The 22,699-nt window shown below is 33.9% G+C and carries 13 protein-coding genes; 3 read left to right on the top strand and 10 right to left on the bottom strand.

Annotated features, from left to right (window positions below):
- Positions 1–63 precede the first annotated feature (63 nt).
- From G7059_RS03990 to G7059_RS03960, 7 genes are all read right to left on the bottom strand, one after another.
- Positions 64–2,985 carry an InlB B-repeat-containing protein gene (locus G7059_RS03990; protein ID WP_166080801.1) on the bottom strand — a complete coding sequence of 974 codons (2,922 nt, stop codon included), beginning with the start codon at positions 2,983–2,985 and terminating at the stop codon, positions 64–66.
- A gap of 811 nt (positions 2,986–3,796) precedes the next feature.
- On the bottom strand, positions 3,797–4,414 hold the full coding sequence (locus G7059_RS03985) for a hypothetical protein (protein WP_205700239.1): 618 nt from the start codon (positions 4,412–4,414) through the stop codon (positions 3,797–3,799).
- 49 nt (positions 4,415–4,463) lie between these two features.
- Complete coding sequence (locus G7059_RS03980; protein ID WP_166080799.1) at positions 4,464–5,828, bottom strand: sensor histidine kinase KdpD; 1,365 nt, start codon at positions 5,826–5,828, stop codon at positions 4,464–4,466.
- Entirely contained in the window at positions 5,818–6,501 is a 684-nt protein-coding gene (locus G7059_RS03975; RefSeq protein WP_166080798.1) for a response regulator transcription factor, read from the bottom strand. Before G7059_RS03975 ends, G7059_RS03980 begins: the two co-directional genes overlap by 11 nt.
- Before the next feature lie 69 nt (positions 6,502–6,570).
- Positions 6,571–10,893: an InlB B-repeat-containing protein gene (locus G7059_RS03970; RefSeq protein ID WP_166080797.1), complete on the bottom strand. Its 4,323-nt coding sequence runs from the start codon at positions 10,891–10,893 to the stop codon at positions 6,571–6,573.
- Positions 10,894–11,384: 491 nt separating this feature from the next.
- Positions 11,385–12,317 carry a hypothetical protein gene (locus G7059_RS03965; protein ID WP_166080796.1) on the bottom strand — a complete coding sequence of 311 codons (933 nt, stop codon included), beginning with the start codon at positions 12,315–12,317 and terminating at the stop codon, positions 11,385–11,387.
- 605 nt (positions 12,318–12,922) lie between these two features.
- Entirely contained in the window at positions 12,923–15,964 is a 3,042-nt protein-coding gene (locus tag G7059_RS03960; RefSeq protein WP_166080795.1) for an InlB B-repeat-containing protein, read from the bottom strand.
- A gap of 545 nt (positions 15,965–16,509) precedes the next feature.
- Between G7059_RS03960 and G7059_RS03955 the strand changes: the two genes are divergently transcribed.
- Positions 16,510–17,910: a UPF0236 family transposase-like protein gene (locus G7059_RS03955; RefSeq protein ID WP_166080794.1), complete on the top strand. Its 1,401-nt coding sequence runs from the start codon at positions 16,510–16,512 to the stop codon at positions 17,908–17,910.
- Positions 17,911–17,989: 79 nt separating this feature from the next.
- Here G7059_RS03955 and G7059_RS03950 read toward each other — a convergent pair whose 3' ends face one another.
- From G7059_RS03950 to G7059_RS03940, 3 genes are all read right to left on the bottom strand, one after another.
- Entirely contained in the window at positions 17,990–18,709 is a 720-nt protein-coding gene (locus G7059_RS03950; RefSeq protein WP_166080793.1) for an ABC transporter permease, read from the bottom strand.
- Positions 18,696–19,550 (bottom strand): ABC transporter ATP-binding protein, encoded by an 855-nt coding sequence (locus G7059_RS03945; RefSeq protein ID WP_166080792.1) that lies wholly within the window; start codon positions 19,548–19,550, stop codon positions 18,696–18,698. The genes G7059_RS03950 and G7059_RS03945 overlap by 14 nt, the downstream gene beginning before the upstream one ends.
- 130 nt (positions 19,551–19,680) lie before the next feature.
- Positions 19,681–20,601, bottom strand: a complete 921-nt coding sequence (locus G7059_RS03940) for a LytTR family transcriptional regulator DNA-binding domain-containing protein (protein WP_166080791.1) — start codon at positions 20,599–20,601, stop codon at positions 19,681–19,683.
- Between the two features lie 258 nt (positions 20,602–20,859).
- On the opposite strand from G7059_RS03940, the gene G7059_RS03935 reads away from it, so the two are divergent.
- Both G7059_RS03935 and G7059_RS03930 read left to right on the top strand, forming a co-directional pair.
- Positions 20,860–21,582: a helix-turn-helix domain-containing protein gene (locus G7059_RS03935; protein ID WP_166080790.1), complete on the top strand. Its 723-nt coding sequence runs from the start codon at positions 20,860–20,862 to the stop codon at positions 21,580–21,582.
- Positions 21,546–22,544, top strand: coding sequence for an IS3 family transposase (locus tag G7059_RS03930; protein ID WP_166082061.1), 999 nt, complete (start codon positions 21,546–21,548; stop codon positions 22,542–22,544). Before G7059_RS03935 ends, G7059_RS03930 begins: the two co-directional genes overlap by 37 nt.
- Positions 22,545–22,699: the final 155 nt, after the last annotated feature.

Here is a 22,699-nt window from a genome sequence, read left to right as displayed (position 1 = left end):
TGTTACATTTAGTAACAGGGCTTTATTAATGCGATCACTATGAACTATTTACATATTCGTTTATTAATTAGTGTGTTTCTTTTTTCTATCTCTTATTACCAAACCTGTCATTCCAATCATCATTAGTGATAATGCGATTATTAGGTTGTTATTACTAATACCCGTTGATGGTAAGGTTGGTCCAGGAGATGGTGTCACTTCCACTACAGCTGACCATTTCGCATATAATGTGATATTGCTTGTAACTGTGTCTGTAACAAAGTTCCATGCTGTTGTGAATGCTGCATCTGTATACCAACCTGCGAATGTGTACCCACCTTTACTTGGATTTGCAGGACTTGCGATAGTACTTCCTTTAGTTACATCTGTAATTGGAAGTACAGCAGTTCCTCCATTACTCACAAAGCTTACTGTGTAGGTTTCTACAGGAATAGTTACTTCATTCCATTTTGCATATAATGTGATATTGCTTGTAACTGTATCTGTATCAAAGTTCCATGCTGTTGTGAGTGCAACATCTGTATACCAGCCTGCAAATGTATATCCCACTTTACTTGGATTTGTTGGACTTGTAATGGTACTGTCTTTAGTTATATCTGTAATTGGTTGAACAGTACTTCCGCCATTACTTTCAAAGCTTACTGTATAGAGTACTTCATTCCATTTTGCATACAATGTGATATTACTTGTAACTGTGTCCGTACCAAAGTTCCATACTGTTGTGAGCGCTATATCTGTATACCAGCCTGCGAATGTATACCCAGCTTTTTTTGGATCCGTTGGACTTGTAATGGTACTGTCTTTAGTTATATCTGTAATTGGTTGAACAGTACTTCCACCATTACTTTCAAAGCTTACTGTATAGAGTACTTCATTCCATTTCGCATATAATGTGATATTACTTGTAACTGTGTCCGTACCAAAGTTCCATGCTGTTGTGAGTGCAACATCCGTATACCAACCTGCGAATGTATACCCAGCTTTACTTGGATCCGTTGGACTTGTAATGGTACTGTCTTTAGTTATATCTGTAATTGGTTGAACAGTACTTCCTCCATTACTTTCAAAGCTTACTGTATAAGTTTCTTCTCCCCAAACAGCATATAGAACTTGATCCTCTTGACTCATCTGAATTGAACTACCTACAGAAAGACCTGCATCTGGTTCTGTTGCTGTTGAGCTACTTGACCACCCTAAGAATACTTGCCCAGGATTAGTTGCTTTTAATACAGTCGTTCCATTAACAACAGCTTCATTTTTTTCAATATATCCAACTTGATAGTATTCTGTTGGACTAGAGCCTACATAGTATTCTGAACCTAAATATTCTCCTAAAGGACCTAAGTCAAAGCTTCCGCCATTAGCGTTGTATATTATTTTCGAAATTTCAACAGCCCCTACATCATTTCCTCGAGGTAAGCCACGTTGGTCTAATGTAAGTATAGTTGAACCTTCTCCGTCTGGATTTACAATATTAGTTTCGTTTTGTCCAACATTAGGAACAATCATAAGTGTTGGAACAACAACAGCATCAGCAGTTCTACCTGCTTTTACAGTACTTCCGTTATGAGAAAGGACTGGAGTGTTAACACCAAATGCATCAATATTAGATGAATAGACAATATCTAGACCTTTATCCAGCCCAATATTTCCACCTTTATCAATTCCCATATTTAAGTTTTTAGCTTTGGAACTTACATCTTCAATTCCAGGACTTGAGAACACATGGTTGCTTACGAAAAGATTATTTGTCAGCTCAGCAGCACGTCCACCAAATCGTCCACTAGCAGCTACAGCTCCACCCACTTGATCTTGATTGGCTGTATTAGCAAATGCTGTATTCTCTACAAATGTATTTGAATCTAGAACTGTCTTCATCCCTGAGTTAGCATACAATTGAATCGCACCACCACTAAGTCCTGCATCATTACCTTTTCCATGAGCACTATTTTTAAAGAAAGTAGAATTTTTAACTGTAAAAACAGCGTTTGCTCCTTTACCTTGGAATAAGATTGCTCCTCCATCATCCCCGGATTGATTCTCTTCAAAAGTTGAATTTTCTATTGTGTATGTAGCATTCATTGCCATGTCAACTACTGCAATTGCGCCACCATCAGATATAGGCAACGAAATATTTGTGCTTGCTTGATTGCCATAAAAAAATGAATCTTTAATTATTGTATGACCAGATGGATAAATCGCAGCAATTGCGCCACCACGACCTCCAGCAACTGAACCTGCTCCAGTAGCGATGTTATTAATAAATTTTGAGTTATATACCTCTAATTTTCCACTATGTGATTTTGAAGAAATTGCCCCTCCATCATAACCACCATATGTATTCTCATTATTTTCAAATGTCGAGTTCTTCACAATAATATTTGATGCTCCGTAAATCTCAATTCCTCCACCAAAGCTTGCGTTATTATTATGGAAGTAGGATTCTTCTACAGTGAGAGTCCCAGTTCCATTTACAGCAATTGGTGTAGTTTTCGACTCCCTGAATTCGGAATTTCTAATAACGACATCATTAAATGTATTCTTGATACTAATCTTCAGATTTTTTGACTTTAAGCTTCCATCCAAGATGAAATTCTCAAATGTTAGTGTACCACCTGCATTCCCAGAAATTGTAATAACACTATCTTTTACACTAGTGTACACTTTATTATTCCCGTCAACTGTAACATTGAATGTATTTGTTTTATTAATGTCGATTCCTCCAAGACTCGTCACATCAAACAAATCATCCAAAATGATTGTTGTATCTTCAGTTGCATTTTCAATTGCAGCCTTAAGCTGATTGCCATTCAAGATAGCACTTCTAGTACCAACTGGTACAGTCCCAATAGTATTTGTAGTCTCTACGACCGTTTCTTCCTGATCTGACTCTTCTAATCCAAACACATTTGCATTAGGAAGGATGCTTGTTGCTAGAACAGCAATCAGAAATATCGCAGATAATAAACGATAAAACTTTTTCAATTATATACCCCCTCAGTAAATCCTTACTTTCTATGTCCCTTTACATTATATTGTTATTTGTGTAAATAAAGTAAAATGTAACCAAATGTTAATTTTTTGTTACCAACGTTTGTTATTTTAATTGAATTATTGTTTTAACGGCAAGTTGTAACAAGCTACAGTTGGCTTTGAGGAGTACTTAGATTATCAGTATATTTTTATTTGCATATTATTTGTCCTTGTTTCATTTTGTTCAAACAGTGTACTTGAAAGAAAACTGAAGATTGATTCAGTAGAATAATCTTCGAACTATTCACCTCAATATCTCTTACATTGTCAAATATTAGTTCAAAACCTTAATGTTGATAGATTCATATAGATCCTCTGTGGCTTTACTCCTACTCATTTACCTCTCAACCTTCATTATTATTTAGAGGACGAACCGAAGTTTAGCCGACTATTCTTAATAACTATCAAAGCTCTATATTACCACTATGAGTCTAGTGTCCTACCGATATAAATTTCTAGAAAAATATAGATATTTCTTTTCTCTATATTTAGCTAATCACTCTCTATTTTTATTCGCACTCGCACAACTAAACTTAGTGTAAACATCTTGAATTATCAAAATTACAAAAGTATACGAATACAAAAAATGGAATTAATGCTCCTGTACAATTACGAGAGACATGAATCCCAACTTTTTTCTATTAATTAACACTGTGGCGTAGTTAAATTAACACTTAAACTATTTCTCATAGTTTTGGATAATATCTAAATTAGATTCTATGTTTTTGCTCTCCAGCACTATCCGCTAAAGCAATCATTGTATTCATTTATTTTCTTGATCAGAACTATAGTAGATGTATTCATACGTTTCATTTATCTTCGTATCGATTTGCTTAACCAGATAGAACCCAATGGATATTGGCGCTAGTGCCGCTACCAATATAATAAGTGAAATAACTTTAGTGTTTAATTCATATCGTTCCTCAATTTTATACTGAGCCCGATTATATGGTAGCAATTCATCTTGAAACTCGATAGCATTTACAGTTGTTGAGGTACCCTTTTCAGTTGAAAAAGTTATTTTGAAGATATGATTCTCTTTTTTTTCCACTACAAAATTCGTAATAGGAACCTTTTCTCCCGTTAATATATTCCATGCTTTTGCCTTGGACTTCTTTATCAACTCATCTAAAGGCATTGCTTCTACTGTATTAATTGTTGATTTAAAGTCACTAGCATCAATAGCTTCGTTAGTTTCTTGATTTTGAACGGTATTTGGAAACACTACTGTTACTCTAATAACTTTACTTATTTCATTCCCATTTGGGTCAACATCACTTAAGTATACTGGATATGTTCCCGCCTGCATTGATTCATCTTCTATCAATCTAATCTCTTCATCAGCAAAGGATACACTTAAAAAGACATATGCTAATAACATACACAACATTACTATTCTGCTTACAAAAGTATATGTTCTTGACATCATCTTACTCCTTAGGAATTGAAATGATTACCTTTACTATAGAATCTGATTGGATAAGACTATACTCTCCACCAAGGATATGTGTAAGATCTTTAATTAAGAAAAGTCCATTTCCTCCACTAAATTGGTTATCATTTGATGGTATCGAATTGAATATACTCTCACTCATTTTCATTCTTTTAATGTTTTCTTCACTGCTATCATTTTTAAATGATATTTCTATTGACTCACTCGTCTCGAATACAGTTATCGATGCTTCACTATTTTCCTTAGAATATTGGATCATATTTGAAATCAAATTATGTAGAAGCAAACGGATTGTGGTCTTATTAGAATAGACATGGACATCATTATCAAACTCTAAATTAATAGATAATTTCTTGTTCTTAATATGTGTATTAAACATTTTAATGACTTCATACATCAATACTTCTAAATCAATAGTTTCTTTGTCCTTCAACTCTTGATATACATCGTTTTTCATTATTAGTAATACTTCGTTTATATTTTTTATCAGTTTTTCGATGACTGAGTTATTGATAGCTGTCAACTCTATCAACTCTTCACTCTGGTAAGGCAAGTTCGCGAGATAAAAATCATTTTCTAAAATAACTTGATGTAAAGGTGTTTTTAAATCATGAATAAAAGACCTTGAGACAACAAGAGTATTCTTTAAATGCTCTTTATTGATTTGCAACTGTTTTTCTAGTTCCGTGTACTGACGGCTTACAAGTCCTAATTTATTTTCTAACTTTCCAGTAAATTGATAGAATTCCGTATTCACAGCATCTGTATCTGGCGTTATTGTTTCAAAATTAAAATTCGAGGCTTGTTCTATCGACTCTCTAATTTTAATCATTGGTTTGATTACATAAAAACCTAAATATGCAATTGCACCAGAAAGTACGACAAATGCTATAACCATTAATATTGCTTGGTTTGCAAAGTAACTACCGAAAACCTCAGTATCCGACAGTGTGTACATTAGATACCATACATTTCTTACTCCATAAGGAGTTTCTAAAGATGTCTGGGACTCCGCCAGGACTGCATTTTTATTAACAGTGTCAAAATGATTCATCCCAACTTTATGAGGCACTGTGCTATAGATGACTTTTTCTCCATCATCTACTGCGATTTCCAGAGAGTGTTCATCTGTAAGCTTACTTAGTTGAGATTTAATATCATCATAATTATCTTGAATTAAAGCCTCTTTTATTGAAGATTCCATTTTATAGACAAAGTTATATTCTGCAGTTATTTGCTTATCATCGAACCGAAGCATATTTACAACAAAAACTACAATTATTAATAAATAAACTGTAGCTGTAATTATACTTAGTGTTTTTAATTTTGTTTTAACGTTCATTCCACTTATAACCAAATCCACGTATTGATGCAATTGAGTATACTTGTAGTTTATCTCTTAAATTCTTGACATGAACATCAATAACTCTAGAGACAATATTATCGCCACCCCAAATTTGATCAACGATATAACTTCTATCTAGCCTTACATTTTTATTTTCTAGAAACAATTGCAGCAACTCAAATTCTTTAGGAGTTAAGTCTATTTCCTTATTATCCTTGAAAACTTCGTGAGTCTTGATATTCATAACTATATTTTCTGAGTGAGACTCAAGTAATACTTGCCTGTCATCCAATGATGCAGTAGATAACAAGTTCTCAATATACTTCAATATTAACGGCAAATTCTTTTCTTTTGATAAATACAAATCGATTTCGTTTTCGACTGCTCTCATTTCTGTAGCTTCTTGAGGATTACCAGTCAAAATTAAAGTTTTCATACCCGGATTAATATTCTTAGCTGTTGTCGCTAATTTAATGCCATCAATTGAATCCAAATACAAATCAGAAATCAGTAAGTGATACTTTTTTTGTGCAAGAAGTTCTAAACCCTTTAGACTTGTAGCAACAAGGTCAGCTTCATAGCCTTCTTTTGCGAGTATTTTTGTCATTAATTCTCTATAATCATCATTATCTTCGACAACTAAAATCTGCTTTTTATCAGTTACTTTCATCCTTTTCTCCTTCATTATATTTAATAGTGAAAGACACCTTGAAGCATACGCTTCAAGGCATCCTATCCATTATTTTTTCTGTCTTCTTTCGTTTATTGAAACGATTAGAAGACCAAGAACTAAGAACGCCCAAGCAAAGTATGTTTGATTGCTATTCATTCCAGTTGCTGGTAATTTTGGTTCATTCAATACTACTGTATCATCTATTACAGTTAATACAATCTCTTTTCCGAAAATTGTTTGTGTTGTATTCATTCCGCCAACTTGACGTATGCGTAGCGCATCATTATGTGCTAAGGTATTAACACTTAACTCAAACTCTAAATTAATTGGGTAGATTCCCTCACCCTTTATCCCAACTAAGTCTAGAACATTAATAACTATCCCTTTACTATCGTACTCAACACCACTTACAGGATTAATAACCTTTGGATTTGATGCTTGTAATAAGAACTCAATCAGTTCTTCTTCTGTTAGATCCTTAATTTCTGACCAATTTACAGTAACATCATCTGCTTCAATAATTAAATCACCTTCATCATATACAATTACAGTAATTTCTTTTGATGAGTTCAATGATTCTAATTTGAATTTGTAAGTACCAATTGTAATTGGCATATCTCCAATAAGTGTTACTTCATGAGTAATTTCATTAAGAACATCACCATCAGAGTTTAAGTCTTGTTCAAGTCCTATTGCATTTGAAAGTTTAAGGATATCGGCATCAAGTAAATCATGAATACTAATATAGATATCTTCAGCTTCAATGAAGAAAATAGTTTCTACGACAACATCATTATCCACTGTTACAGCAACAGTTATTATTTCTCCAGATGCTGATTTAATTTGAATCTCATGAACACCCGAATCCTTATCAGGCATATTTAACACTTCAAACTCTAAATCTTCAGTAGGATTAAGTGGATCTTCCACATTCCATGAATTTGGTTTAGCTAACTCTAATATTTTCTCTTTCGTTAACTCACTTAGTTTGATTGTGAACTCAGAGTTTTCAACTGAAATCTTTGGTTTTACTTCAAGTGTGAATTCTTGAATGAACTCAACTTCATCAAAGACAAAGCTAATTGTTACAACTCTTTCACCAAGAGTATCGGTTGATATATCTCCTGTAATAATATAATCTACTTTGGATAGATTCGTACTTGGAACAACATTCTCTATTAACCAATCATTTGTTAATGTAATTCCTTCTTTGCTAGTAATATGAGTGTTTTCAATTTCAAATGTAACATTCATTTCCCAGACAGCATACAGACTTACTAATTCAGCATATGGTTTATTATCAAACATCGCTTTATCTTCAAACTCAACAGATCCTGTTGATGTAGTTGACCATCCTAGGAATTGATAGCCTTCTCTTACAAATGTATTACCACTCAATTCTTGAGGATTATCAAAGACAAATTGTTGTTTTACACTTACTGAAGAGCCATCATTCGCATTGAATTCTACTTCATATTCTTTTGCTTCCCATACTGCATATAGATCGATTGTTTCAGTATATGGTTTGTGGTTAAATGACGCTATGTCTGAATACTCTACCGTTCCATCTGCAGTTGTAGACCAACCCATGAAAGTATAGCCATCATATGCAAATGTATTAGAATCTAAGTTTTCTGCTGTATCAAAGACAAATGTTTGTGATAGTGCATCTGTTGATCCATTATTTGCATGGAATACTACTGCATACTCTTTTGCTTCCCATACTGCATACAGGTTAATTGTAGCTGAATATGGTTTATGATTGAAGCTGTTTTCATCTTGATAAACGATATCACTGTCAACTGAAGTAGCCCATCCCTTAAAGGTATAGCCATCATAAGTGAATGTATTAATATCTAACTTTTCTGCTGTATCAAATACAAATGTTTGTGATAGTGTATCTGTTGTTTCATTATTGGCATGGAACACTACTTTGTATTCTTTAGCCTCCCACACTGCGTATAAATGTACTGATGAAGCAAATGGATTTTGACTAAAATCAGCTTCATCCGCAAATTCTACCACTCCGTCTGCAGTTGTAGACCAGCCTTTGAAACTATATCCATCATACTTAAATGAATTAAGATTTAGTTTTGAAGTAGTATCAAAGACAAATCCTTGTGTTGTTACATCTTCAGTTCCATTATTTGCATGGAAAGTTACTGTATAATCTTTTGCTTCCCATACAGCATAGAGTGTAATATTCCCTTGATCAATGAGGTTTAAGATAGGCTTATCTTGGAAGTAATCTACTGATCCATTAGCGGATAATGACCACCCTTTAAAGGTGTAGCCATCTCTATAGAAGTTGTTTTTTGGTAATGTCCCATACTTATCATAAGTGTAGGTTACATCATCAATCACACCACTACCACCATTAGCATCAAAGATAACCTCGTATGTGTTTGCTTCCCATACTGCATACATTGTTACTTCTGCAGCATTGCTTGATGCAAGATTAATAACTGCATCCTTATCGTTATAGATAACTTCTCCAGTTGGACTTGTTGACCAACCTAAGAATGTATATCCCTTACGTGTTAATGTATTCTCATTTAAGTTTTGTTCAATGTCATAGGTAAATGCTTGGTTTGACATTGTACCTGTACCACCATTTGAATTGTAAACAACACTATACTCATTAGCTTTCCAGATTGCATCAAATACAAATAAAGTATAATCCGAAACATTCTTATCGAAATCAATTACTTGATCTCCTGTATAATTTGTACCTGTTTTCGCATCAAGCCATGATTGGAATGTATACCCTTCTAATAGAGGAATTGTATTCGATACAGTGATGCTTCCCTTTTTATCATCGTCAAGTACAACTGACTGTACATCTGGATCAGGCATTGAAGATACTGTGCCATTTGTGACAGGTTTATTTTCTTTATATGTAATTTGACCAATTTCAGTACTAAATGTAACTTCAAGACTCGACATGTTTAACTCAGTATTTGTCTTATCTTCTATTGCAGAGAATATAAAACTATTCTTCGCTACTTGCCCATCAGTATTTGGTATTAAGAAGTTCAATACGGTATCAATTGAAGCCCCAGGTTGAATTAAAGTGCTTCCAAAGTCAATATAAATTGCTGTTACTGTTGATAAATCCGCTGGAGCAGTCTTAGTAAAGCCATAACTTGTTAAAGTACTTGCTGTCCAAGTTTGTAACTTAGCAGCATCACTACCGTATGCCGGTAACTCATTAACAGGTTTTGTCGTATAATAAACAGTACTTCCCGTTGAATCGACCCCCGTAAATTGAACATTACCAGTAGAACCCCTACCGTCATCATTAGATGGTAAAATATCATATAATCTTACCTTCTTAAACACTGAGTTACCTAGGTTACTGATAACAGCATTCATTTGAGGTCTAGTATTCTTTTCAACACCATAGTAACTGACACTTGACCATTCATCACTTGAAGATGGACGTGCTTGCGTCATCGAATCTATTTTAGTTAGTGAAACTACAGTTGTGCTTGTGTTTCTAGAAGGCGAAACTGAATATTTGTCAGCTAAATTACTAAAACCATAAAGTGATGGGTCAGCAAGTGTATTCATCGCAACAGAAGTTTGCAAGAAATTATCACCACTTACCAGTGTTGAATCAATCTTATATTCACCCACTTTAGTTCCATTCGCTACTTTTACTTGGAATGGAATTTTAAATGAAACAAGTGTATTATTCTTAATTGCATCATGAGCTGCAGTAAATCGGTAATAGTTAAAATTTGCGTCTTGACCAGTTAAGGTAACATCAACTTTCTTAGAATGTAATACTCCTTTTGAATCGATTACATCTTTCTTAGAAAAAGCGTTAACAAGTTCTAATTCCTTCGGAAGTTTAACCACAACCACAGGATTTATCCATGCATCGGCAAAGGACAATGTTTTATTATATCCTTGAATCTCGTAATTGACGACATCCCCTGGTTTAGTATCCTTTGAATCACCACTAACTACAAATGCTTCCGCATCTACAGCTGTCTCCGGAGCATAATAAACAACTTTCTCTTTCATCGTTTCCGTTTTCTTAACAGGATTTGAACTATCACTCTCATCCAAGTACTCAAGTGTTCCCGACAACGGAACTGAATGAACTTCATCAAATGTAATAGGTTCTTCATTTGGCCAGATACCATTACTCCAGTTTGCTGCTGACCATTGAATTGAGACACTTGTCAATGGAATTAATTCACCTGGCTTCAGTCCGTCTTCACCCATAGGAATAACTTTGAAAGTTCTAATATACTCATGCTCATTGAGAACAGGTAATTCAGTAATATGTGTTTTCTTTGAAAGAATTTCAGATTCGACAACTCTTGTTTGACCTGAAATAATGTTTTCAATTTCTACTTCATATTTATAATGCTGCAATGGCACCTGATCAGACTCTGTTCGGAAAATAATATTTATGTAACTAAAGCTAATTTTCTTATAGTTCTGAGAAACCTGCTCTAGAGTTAGCGAAAAATCTTTAATGTTAGATGCACCAATATTTTTTATTGATTGTGCATTATTATAGTCTTCTAGGCCAAGGTAAACTGGTTTATTTCCTTTAGATAAAGGATCACCTGAGTTTACTGTATGTGCAGTCCCAGCATAAGAATTATGAAAGTCTGAAAGATTGATTTTAAAATCATCTGCTTTAGTTTTGGTATAAGTTAATGTATGAGTATTCTCATTTACTGGTCCATTAATTTTCTTGTAAATTTGACCAACTACAATATCTACAGTTTCTCCTATATTTAATAAATCAAACCCTGATAATGTAATAGGAGTTGAATTATAGTTAGAGTTTGGATTTCCACCATAATTCCAAAAGTTGTAGTACTCTTTAGCGTCCTTAAATTTAGCTTGATAACGAATTACATCCCCAAGTCAATAGTTTCATAGTTATTGAATGCTCCACCTGGTGTCAATTCAACTTCAAGAATCTTTGGAATATCGAAGTACATAATATTGTTTTCATAAGTTTCATCTAAAATAGAGGCTGCGTTGTAATTATTTCGGTGAACAGCATTAAAAGTAGCTATATCGGTCGAAACAAAAGGAGTAGACGGTGAACGCAAGCTTGCGTCTACTGCCATTCCATCTCTAGCCTCTGATGTTACGTTGTATTTTTCTGTCTGATATACAACTTCATCACTTTCTGACTTGATCGTTGCTTGGATGTCTTTCCAGATAATTTGATTCGGCGCTAATTTAGAATAGTAGTTTTGATTAAACATAAATGTTAAGTTAATTGTTTCAACAGTTTGTGTTGTCTCTTTTAACTTAATTTTTATTAATTTATTAACTACATCATCCTCAATAGATTCTACAATAGAGTTACCTTCAGGTGTACCAGTATTAACAAACTGAAAAATATCTTCATCCATAATGAAATTCTCAAAAACCTCATCATTTAATGAAGGCATGTATCCACTATATGGGATTTCCAAGTATAATCCTGTCATCCCAGCTTTATCAACTGATAGAGCAAGAGGAAGGTTCATTTTATCTGGTCCTAATCCTGTGACAGGATCAATATACGTTTGAAACTTTAGGTTACTTGAATTTGGAATTGTTACTGTTATTCCTGATATGGAATCAACTTTAACTTTTTTTGAATCTTCTTCTTTCGGTACTAGGTCTTCTCCGTTTTCAGGATTAATACTATCTAGTTCCTGTAAAGATACTTGTTCTGTTTCTTCAAGTCCTCCTTCATCCGCAAATAAATCAGCATTGTAATTAAACGAGCTGATAATTAATAACAATGCCAAAAACAGCATCGCAATTTTCTCTCTAATTTTTTTCATATATCCTCCTCTGAAATTGCACAATTTATTAACATTTAGCACAATATTCATATATATGAATGATAGCATGACCCTAAAATCTCGTCGTCTTGATGTCATGAAACAGCCTTAAAATGTCATAAGCATTTTTTTTTAAAAAAACTGTGTTTTTTTACAGTTAGAACTATGAATTAATATTAAGTTTCTTGTTTTTCTTTACAAATCTTTTTCTAGTAAATCAAAGCGTGTTTTCCATTTTAGTTATTAGAATGTCTTTACTTTTATATTATAATTTAGCTTTTATCCTGATATACAAAAAAAATCACCGAAGTGACTTAAAAATTAATGGTGGCACTCGGCTGTACGTAGTCGAACTTTGTGTTTGAATCGTGGCGTTGCCTAGCGCATATCTTAGGATATGCCTTCGCGTTTATTATCCTAGTACTATAATACCATATTGGCACTTGGAAAGCCAAATTATTTTAAATTTTTTAGTGAGTGTCAATTACAAAAGTAACGTCCAGTTCTGACATATAAATTGGATGTTAGTTATTCACTAGTGTCCAGTTGTGTTTTCATAAGAAAAGTGAGCCGTTTTTGAAATGACTCACTTTCAGTTTGATTGATTATTTGTACAGTTTCTTCTTTTTGTCAACAATAAGTCTTAAGCCAACTAATAAACTTCCAAGTAAGCTGATTAACAATCCTATGTGGTTATTTGATACTCCAGTTGGAGGAAGTGCTGGTTCCACTGGCTTGACAGGATTTGTAGGATCAACAGGTTTGATTGGCTCTTCAATTTCTTTCCATTGTGCTACATACGTGACATTTTGTGTTACAGTAGTTGTAACTTCTGGAGACCAGCCTTCAAACGTATAACCTTCACGTGTTGGGATTCCATTGAATGCTGGTGTTACGTCACCTTCTTTGATGACAGATACTTGATCTTTAAATAATGATTCATTCTCTGTTCCATCTGTGTACGTGACCATATATTCTTTAACAGGTTCAACGATTTTTTCCCATTGAGCAGTATACGTTATATTGTCTGTTACTACTCCAACGTATTCTGGACTCCATCCTTTAAAGATATAACCTTCTCTTGTAGGTTCATTTCCTTCAAATTGTGGTGATGGGTCATTACGATAAACATTTGTCACTTGGTCTTTGAAGATTTCTTCACCATCTACACCATCTGTATAGGTTACTGTGAAGATATCGATTGCTTTCCATTGTGCTACATAGGTTACATCTTCTGTAACGGTAGCCGCAACTTCTGGAGACCAACCTTCAAAGATATAGCCATATCTCAATATTTCTTTACTATAAGCAGGAGTAGCTTCGCCTTCTTTGGCTACTATGCTTTCATCTGCAAAGACTGTACCATTAACACCATCTGTATAGGTTATTGTAAATTCTTTGACTGGGATGACTTCTTCTTCCCATTTCGCATACAGTGTAATATCCTTGCTAGCTGGTGTGGAGAAGTCATATGCTTGTGTTAGTGCTTCATCACTATACCACCCTTTAAAGATATTACCATCTTTTACTGGATTTGTTGGTTGCGTAAAGACTTTATTATAGTTCACAGTTTCAGGTTGAACTGGTGTTCCTCCATTCGATTCATACGTTACTGTGTATTTATTGATTTCCCACTCTGCTGTATACACCGCATCACGTGTTACTGTTGGTTCAAGAGCAGGGTTCCAACCTTTAAAGGTATAGCCTTCTCTATCAGTAGACCCCATAAACTCAGGAGTAACAGTGTTTCTAGGGATATCTGAATTTGTTTGATCGGCAAATATTGTTCCATTAAGGCCGTCTTTATAAGTTACTGAGAATTCGGTTTGAACTTTTTCCCAAACGGCATACAACACTTTATTCTCTCCAGTATGAGTATACTCATTACCTGGACCAAACTTAGAATCTGGGGTTATGGCATTTCTATCTTCTGACCAACCGGTGAAAATGTATCCTTCTCTCGTTATATTTAAAGAAACGCCTGACTCAATTGTATCATTTCTCCCAACATAACCTAAGTTGAAATAATTATCAATTAATCCTTCTTCATCATTTTCATAATATATTCCACCACTATAAGATGTTTGTGGAGGTAAATTAAATTTGCCTTCGTTCGAATCATATTTGATCCATGTTGTCTCAATTGCTCCAAAATCCTTATAGCGAATTAATCCACGTTGATCTTGACCATCTATTTTAGAAATCGTTTTATTTTCCGCTAATCCGTCAGGTTTTAACGGGATTGTAGGAACAACAAGTTTATCAACTCCTGCAACAATTCCTGAAAAATTTGTTGAAAGTCCAGCATTATTCTTTCCTATTACGTCGTTTTTATTTGCTTGAGGAGATAATCCCTTATCAATATTAATTAAATTAGAGCTGATTAGTGAAGAAGAGTAAGAGACGTCTTTATAATTGCTTGCTTCATTAACTTCTCCATCGCTTCCATACACAGTGTTTCCAATGAATAGTGAGTTAGAAAGGTCAACACTAACCATCAATGCTCCCCAACCAGATCCACTGGTTGATACTGCTCCACCCTTTTGATTGACAGTGCTCTTATCGTTTCCTGCTTGGTTTTCAACAAAAGTAGAATTTATAATAACATTCTCCATATCTGTACTTCCACCATCTTGGAAAAATTGTATAGCACCACCTGTTACATCTGCACCATCTAGTCCATAAGCTTTATTCCCATAGAATGTACTATTACGAATTGTGGTAGTAATTCCAGGGGTTTCATTTCCTTGAATCATGATCGCTCCACCATCGTCATATGCTATATTACCATCGAACGTTGAATTGTTTATATCTACGGTTGACCCACCTGATCCATAGAGAATATAAATTGCTCCACCATCATACGTTTTCGCTACTGTGCCATCTGCTCCATTTGTACTGTTCTCTTTAAAATAGGATTCATTGATTTTCAATGTGCCATAGAATCGATTCATAAAGATCGCTCCACCACCACCACCAATTACTCCAGTAAATGCACCTTTATTAACATTTTTACTTAATACTGTATTAGTAATCTCAAGTTTTCCAGCATAATTTTTTGATGCAATCGCTCCACCCTCATATCCTCCTGCGGTTCCTACGTTATTATCAATCGTTGAGTAATTTATTAGAAGATTTGTATTTGAGCCTAAAAACACAGCGGGACCTGCACCAGCTGTATTATTAAAGATTTTTACTCTCAAAATAGTGGTTTGTACACCTGCTGGTGAATTTAAGTCAAGAGCTCCACCCGAAGCATTATAGAATTCCATATCTTCCAGATTTAGAGTTCCTTCTGTTAACGAAGACTTAAGAAGCCTTCCAGAAATATTCGTTCCATCAACCTTAATATTTTTTATTGTTAATCTACCATTTCCATTGATTGAAATATTTCCTGTATCCCAAACAACATCACTTCCGTCGATTGTAATTTCTTTATTTTGGGTATTTATTATGACTGGCCCTGACACAAAAGAAGAACTTAATTTAATCGTATCTCCATTTGATGAATTTACAATAGCTTCTTGAAGTTCTTGAACTGTATTAACATTCTCAATTGTAGCACTAGTAATATCAGTTGCGCTAATTGGGCTATAGCTAACTAACAATCCAACCATTATAAATAATGACAGAATTTTTTTCTTCATATTATCTCCTCTACTTTATTTTCTTTCTAATTTTAATTATATACCAATTAAATAAAATACACAATTTATCAAACAATTTAAATGTAAAATGCTTCTTATTGAGGATAATTTTTTAAAAAGAATTTTAATTTAGGCAATTAATTTCCCAATTACTGTCCAGTTTGTTGGTACTATACTGTAAATATGGACAGTACTTAGGAAAATAGTATAAATTAACCAGCAAATCTCATAATAAACATTTGTATTTATATCTTAATGTGTTATAATAAACATAAGAAAAAGCCACTATATAGTGGCTTTTAGAGCTTTTCAATAATGGTGGACTACCCGTTCTCGTGTCCGAACTTTTGTCACAAGGTCTGACGGAGTCACATACTAAACATATTATTCTCCTAAGGGGGGAACTACTTCTACATATAATATAACAGATGTCGCAAAAGAAAACAATACTTGACGTTACTTTGATTGTGTAAAATAAGTGTGGAATCCAAAACTGATATGATTTAGTTGCAATCTTCATCAAATTATCAAGAAAGGAAAACCACATGTCTATTTTAACACAAAACAAAATGTCTGAGTTATTCAATTTAATTATTGCTAAGGTATCCAATAATCTTAGTGAGCTTACATATCCGCAGGGTTCTGTTAATGGTGTATTTGATTATGTAAATGTGATTGAAAACATTAGTGAAGTAACTTACGAAGCAGCTCGGGTCCTTCTGGAGTCGACCATCGAAGAAATGGATTACAAGTTCAGATACAGTCAGCATCGTGTTAATCAATTCTATGTTAAGTGCAAGCGCACAAGAACACTAATAACACCCTTCGGAAAAGTGAATATCAATAGAACTATATACCTTGATCGAATAACCGGTAAGACCTACTGCTATGTTGACAAAAAATTGGGTCTTCCAAAGTACGATCGATACGACCCCTGTATCAAGTCCATGCTTCTTTCACTTTACGCAGATCACAACTCAATGTTAAAGGTTGGTAGAATCGTTGGAGAGAAGATTGGCAACGCCTATTCGTTAAGCAATAATGATTCATTCACGATTTCTAGGCAAACTGTTTTCAACTCCATTCGTAATGCTAAAATGTTTGATGTGTCGAGTCCCAAACAGAAAACTCCTACAACTCTGTACATTATGGCGGATGAAAAGTATGTTCACTTAAATACTAGAAAGAATAAGATGGTCAAGTCTGCTGTTGTTTTCGAAGGTATAGAAGGGTCTAAACGCCGTGTAGTCACGAATAAGTACCACGTAATGGGCATGCGTGAAATGTTTTGGGAAACAGTTGCAGATGTCCTTCATGAGCGCTATGATGCACAGAAAATCAAGCAAATCTATTTCATCGGTGATGGAGCGCCCTGGATTAAAGAATCAACGAAGTTCGTATCTTTAGAAAGTGTGAAAAGTAAATTCTTACTTGATAAATTTCACTTTAAACAAGCCTTGAATCGGATTACAAAAGACAAGGATATTCAAGCAATACTACAGGAAAATATTTTAGAATGCCAAGATGAATCCTTTGATAAACTTATCGGCATCATACGAAGTAATAACCTCGAGAGACTTGATTCAATTAACCAACAGGTTAAGTATCTCAAAAACCAACAACGAAGCATAAGACAAGCGTATAAGCACAATATAAGTTGTAGTATGGAGTCATCAATATCACACACTCTTGCATCGAACTTCACCCGTAATCTCAAAGCATATGCTCAAGATAATCTGGAGATTTATGTTAATCATAGAATGAACCATTTGAATGGTTACAATCTAAAATTATTGTATCTGCAAGGACTTTCGGTCAATGATTATAATGGCATAAAATCACTCAAGTCTTCTGATGTTGATTGGTCAATTTTCGAAAAGAAAAAGCACCAAACTAAGTTTGATGCAAAATTATATATTCAAGCTTTAATCAAAATGTACGACTAATTTACTAATTAGATAATGTATTCTTCTTTACAAAAAATCCTAACTAATCGACTTTAACCCAAAATAACGAGTACATTAGTTAATTATCTATACTATTCTTCTTATAAAAATAGGTAAATGCTGATAACGAAATAAGAATCCATAGAATCATTGAACTATATCCTAGTAATGAAGGATAATTATCCATTAGACCTGCTTTAGCATTCAACATGAATAGAGCTGGACCGGTTGGGAAAAACTTTGAAACTATTAGTAATACTTCATTTAGACCCATTAAGGCAAACATTGGAATGCCTAAAGCGAACATAATTGGCGCTGACAAAACACTAGATGCTTGTTGGGTCGGCGAGAGAATTCCTACTATCGAACTAATAAGTAACAAAGAAATCGTGCTAAGTACAATTATTAATAAATATTCTAGCATGTACGATCGTGGCGCCCCGACAATTAAATAGCATATACTCATCATAAGTGTGAATAGTATCAAAATAATAACCATTTTGCTTAAAATAAATTCAATTGCTGAAACATCTGATAGTAACAAAGAGCGTAGTGTTTTTTTCTCTTTTTCCTCAGAAATCGCCATAGCCATAACTGAACTACCAATTACCATCAAGCCAAGACCAGTAATCAACGATAGTAAGACATAAATACTCTCATCTTCTACCATATGAGTAAAGAGATTTGAATATACTAATGCAAATATTGGCGGTAATAATAATAGTAGTATTATATTCTTGTTCTTAAATACCAATTTAGTATCTTTAATTAGCAACGCTTTCCATTTACGCAATTTCATAATTATCTCTCCCTGTAACTGTTAAGAATATCATTTCAAGACTTGGTTCATTAGAATGAATTCTCATTACTTTTTTCTGAATTGATTTATTGGCAATTAGTAGAAGTCCCTGATGATCCTTACTAAAGGACTCTCTGCTATAATCTTCGAACTGCACTACAATCTCATCATGAGCATACTTTAACTTCAAACTTTCTTGTGAACCCATTTCAACAATTGACCCTTGATCTAAAAAAGCTATTCGACCACACAACTTTTCTGCCTCTTCCATCGAGTGAGTTGTTAAGAAAATAGTCGTACCACTTTTGTTAAGAGACATAAACAATTCGTGTATATCTGCGGTAGTTTTCGGATCCAATGCGGCAGTAGGTTCGTCTAGAAACAGAAGTTTTGGTTGGTGAATAATTGCGGTAGCAAGTATTAGTCGTTGACGCATACCTCTCGATAGATTCTTCGCAATTTTTTTTCGATCTCTAAAGAGGTTTACTTTTTCAAGTAATGGATTTACTAGGCACTCATCAATGCCCTTAATCTCCGCAAAAAATTTAAGATTATCATACACACTCAAATTTTCATAAATATCATTTGAATCTGACATAATACCTAGTTTGTCATAAACTGAGTCCTTATATTCGTTTAGTGATTTTCCAAATAATTCGATAGTTCCTGAATTAGTCTTCAACTGTTTAGTTAGAGCTTTAATCGTAGTGGTTTTACCTGCACCACTAGGTCCTAAAAAACCAAATATTTCTCCCTCTTTTACATCAAAGGAAATGTTATTTAATGCAGGTACATCTTTATACATTACACTTACGTCTTTAAGTTTTAAACAAGATTTCATTAGTTTCCTCCTGGCTTTTGTTGCCGTAATACTAACTATAGAGGAATTAAGATCAAAGTCGATAGATTTTACCTGAGTGAATTAATATTATCCCCCAACAGAACACATTTATTACCCAGTGGAGTAATATTTATGCTGAATGGAGCTGGTCTTTAAAGTCTTTATATCGACGTTTACTGAGAGGGATTTCAATATTTTCATTTTCGACTCCATTTAATGTGAGTACATAACTATTACGAGTCCACTGTTGAATTTCACTCACACGTGCGATATTAACGAGATAAGAACGATGTGATCTAAAGAAATTATATTCTCGAAGTTTATCTTCTAATTCCTCTAATGTGAAATTAGTCGGAACATAAGAGTTTTTAATATAAACATGACAAACTGATTCAATACTTTCAGCAAAAACAATATCTTCAATTGAAACCAAAAGCATTTTCCCCTCTGCTTTAATTTCAATAATTGGATGTAGTTCATCTGAAGCGTATTCATTACTAAAAGTTTTAAAGTCGATTGATTCGAAAATCGGAATCAATGAACTGTCATGAATGTGATATGAATTTCCAGGTAGTAAAGATACTGTGCGAAAGGAATTAGAGGTTGATAATACGAAAGTACCTTGTACACTAATGTGCTCAAGCGCGCTTACGATAATTTTCGCACTCTCACGATCCACATTTAAAAGTGGCTCCTCAATAATAATCAGTTTGGCTTTGACGATAAGAGCTCGTGCGATTAAAACACGTTTTTTTAGTGACGGTGTAAGTTTTGAAATTTTCACTTGTAAAAACCGCTCTATTTTTACAACTTCAGCAACATCGAATAAATCAATATTTGTTCCTTTCAAATTGGAAAAGAACTCGAGATATTCCTTTACACTCATAAAACCATACAATTCATCGTCTTTCGATAGAATGACCGAATTGTCAATATCAAGAATCGGAATGAATGACTTTATTAGTCTATCATGGTCATCAGGTGAGCATTCAAGATTAACTATATGTTGTCCTTTTCTAAAAATATTAATAATCTCGTCTAAATATGTCATGATTCAACCCTCATCTTCTTCTATTTAAATTAGTATAACAAAACTAAACTTTTTTAACATTAGGATGTAGATTATTTTTGTATAAGATTGATGAGAAATTAGTAAAACTTGTCTGTTAAAATCTTGCCCACCAACTTGAAGTTGTCAGATAACAGAGGTTTGCAACTAAAAAGAAAAGGACATCACCGGTTGATATGATCCCATTCAGTAGACACCCCAAATAAATAATTTGGAGTCTATTGAATGGAGGATCTTTTTTTGACAATAAGTGGTAGAAAAAGAAAATATAATGTAGAGAAAATAGTAGAGATAGTTCAGAAAGTCACAGATGGTCAAATGTCAGTAGCAGAATGTTCAAAATGCTATCATGTAGAAAATAGTACAATTAGAGGCTGGATGAGAGAATACGAGATGTATGGAGCGTCTGCTTTTCGGAAAAGAACAAGAAACAATTCTTATTCAAAAGAATTTAAAGAAGTAGCGATTCAAGAAGTTTTACGTGGCGAAGGATCAATGCGATCGATTGCATTAAAATATGGAATACGATCGATTGGAACGTTAAGGAACTGGGTAGTAAAATATGATAGACTTGAAGTAATCGATGATTACGATCCTAAAGGAGAAGTCTACATGTCAAAACCTAGAAAAACTTTATTAGAAGAGCGTCTAGAAATCGTTAGATACTGTCTTGAAAATAACCGAGATTATAAAGGAGCAGCATCTAAGTATGGTGTATCTTACGCGCAAGTTTATAACTGGGTTAAGAAATATAATCTTTCTGGAGAACTTGGTCTTGGCGATGGACGAGGTCGAAGAAAACAAGAATCTGAACTCACAGAACTTGAGAAACTTCAAAGAGAGAATGAAGTGTTGAAGAGGAAACTTCAAGAAAAGGAAATGGAAGCAACACTTTTAAAAAAGTTGAAAGAAATCGAAAGGAGAGGATACTCTCGAGGTTCAAGCAAGAAACAAAATACCTAGCAGTTTTTGAATGTCATGAGGAATTCGGTTGGAGTATTAGTCAAATGTGTTTACTCTTAGGTATTGCACGCAGTAGCTACTACAAGTGGATGAAACATGAGGAAAGTGAGCATGAACTTGAGAACAAAGACCTAATCGAACTCATTGAAAAGTATCACTTAAAATATAAGGGAATACTTGGTTATCGAAGAATGACAATGTGGATTAACACCTATGATGATTATCACGTAAACCCAAAACTAATCAAGCGCCTGATGAATGTGATGGGTTTAAAAGCAGTTATTCGTTCAAAACGATCTACATATCGATATTCAACTCCAGAAGTACTATCAAAAAATAAATTGAGTCGAAACTTTAATGCAGACAAACCAAATCAAAAATGGGTTACAGATGTCACGGAATTTAAAATCAAGAGTTCAACACAAAAATTATATTTAAGTGCAATCGTTGATCTTTATGACTTAAGTGTCGTATCTTATCAAATAAGCACTAAGAACGACAATATACTTGTCTTAGATACATTTAAAGCAGCATTTAATAAATACCCTGGAGTATCACCGTTAGTCCACAGTGATAGAGGCTTTCAATATACAAGTCATATTTTTAAAAAGCTACTAGTGTATCAAGGATGTACGCAAAGTATGTCAAGAGTTGGGTGTTGCATTGATAACGGACCCATCGAGAACTTTTGGGGACAAATTAAAACCGAAGAATACTATTTAAACGACTACAGAACTGAAGATGAGCTGATTCAAGGAATAAATAAGTATATTACGTTCTACAATAACGAACTACTTCAAAAACGATTTAACAATCAAGCACCTTCTCAGGTACGTAAAAAGGGTTTAGATAATAAATCACCGCAACGATATCCAGTTCCGATTAATCGATCAATTGAAAAATACTGGGAATCAATCAAATCGAAACAGCATAATAAAAGTGAACTCACCAATTATATATAAACTGAAAAGTTCACTACACATTTTATTTATTTAATCTGTCTACTTGACGGGGTCCACATCAGGTCTGATGTTCTTTTCTTTTTACGTAGTAATTGATTCCACACTTACTTGACACTAACCGTTACTTTTCTAATTGACCATCTATTTATCAGTAA

It is taken from the genome of Erysipelothrix sp. HDW6A, assembly GCF_011400295.1.
Lineage (GTDB): Bacteria > Bacillota_I > Bacilli_A > Erysipelotrichales > Erysipelotrichaceae > Erysipelothrix.
The sequence above is the reverse complement of the archived record's forward strand: the minus strand, read 5'-3'. Positions and strand labels throughout refer to the sequence as shown.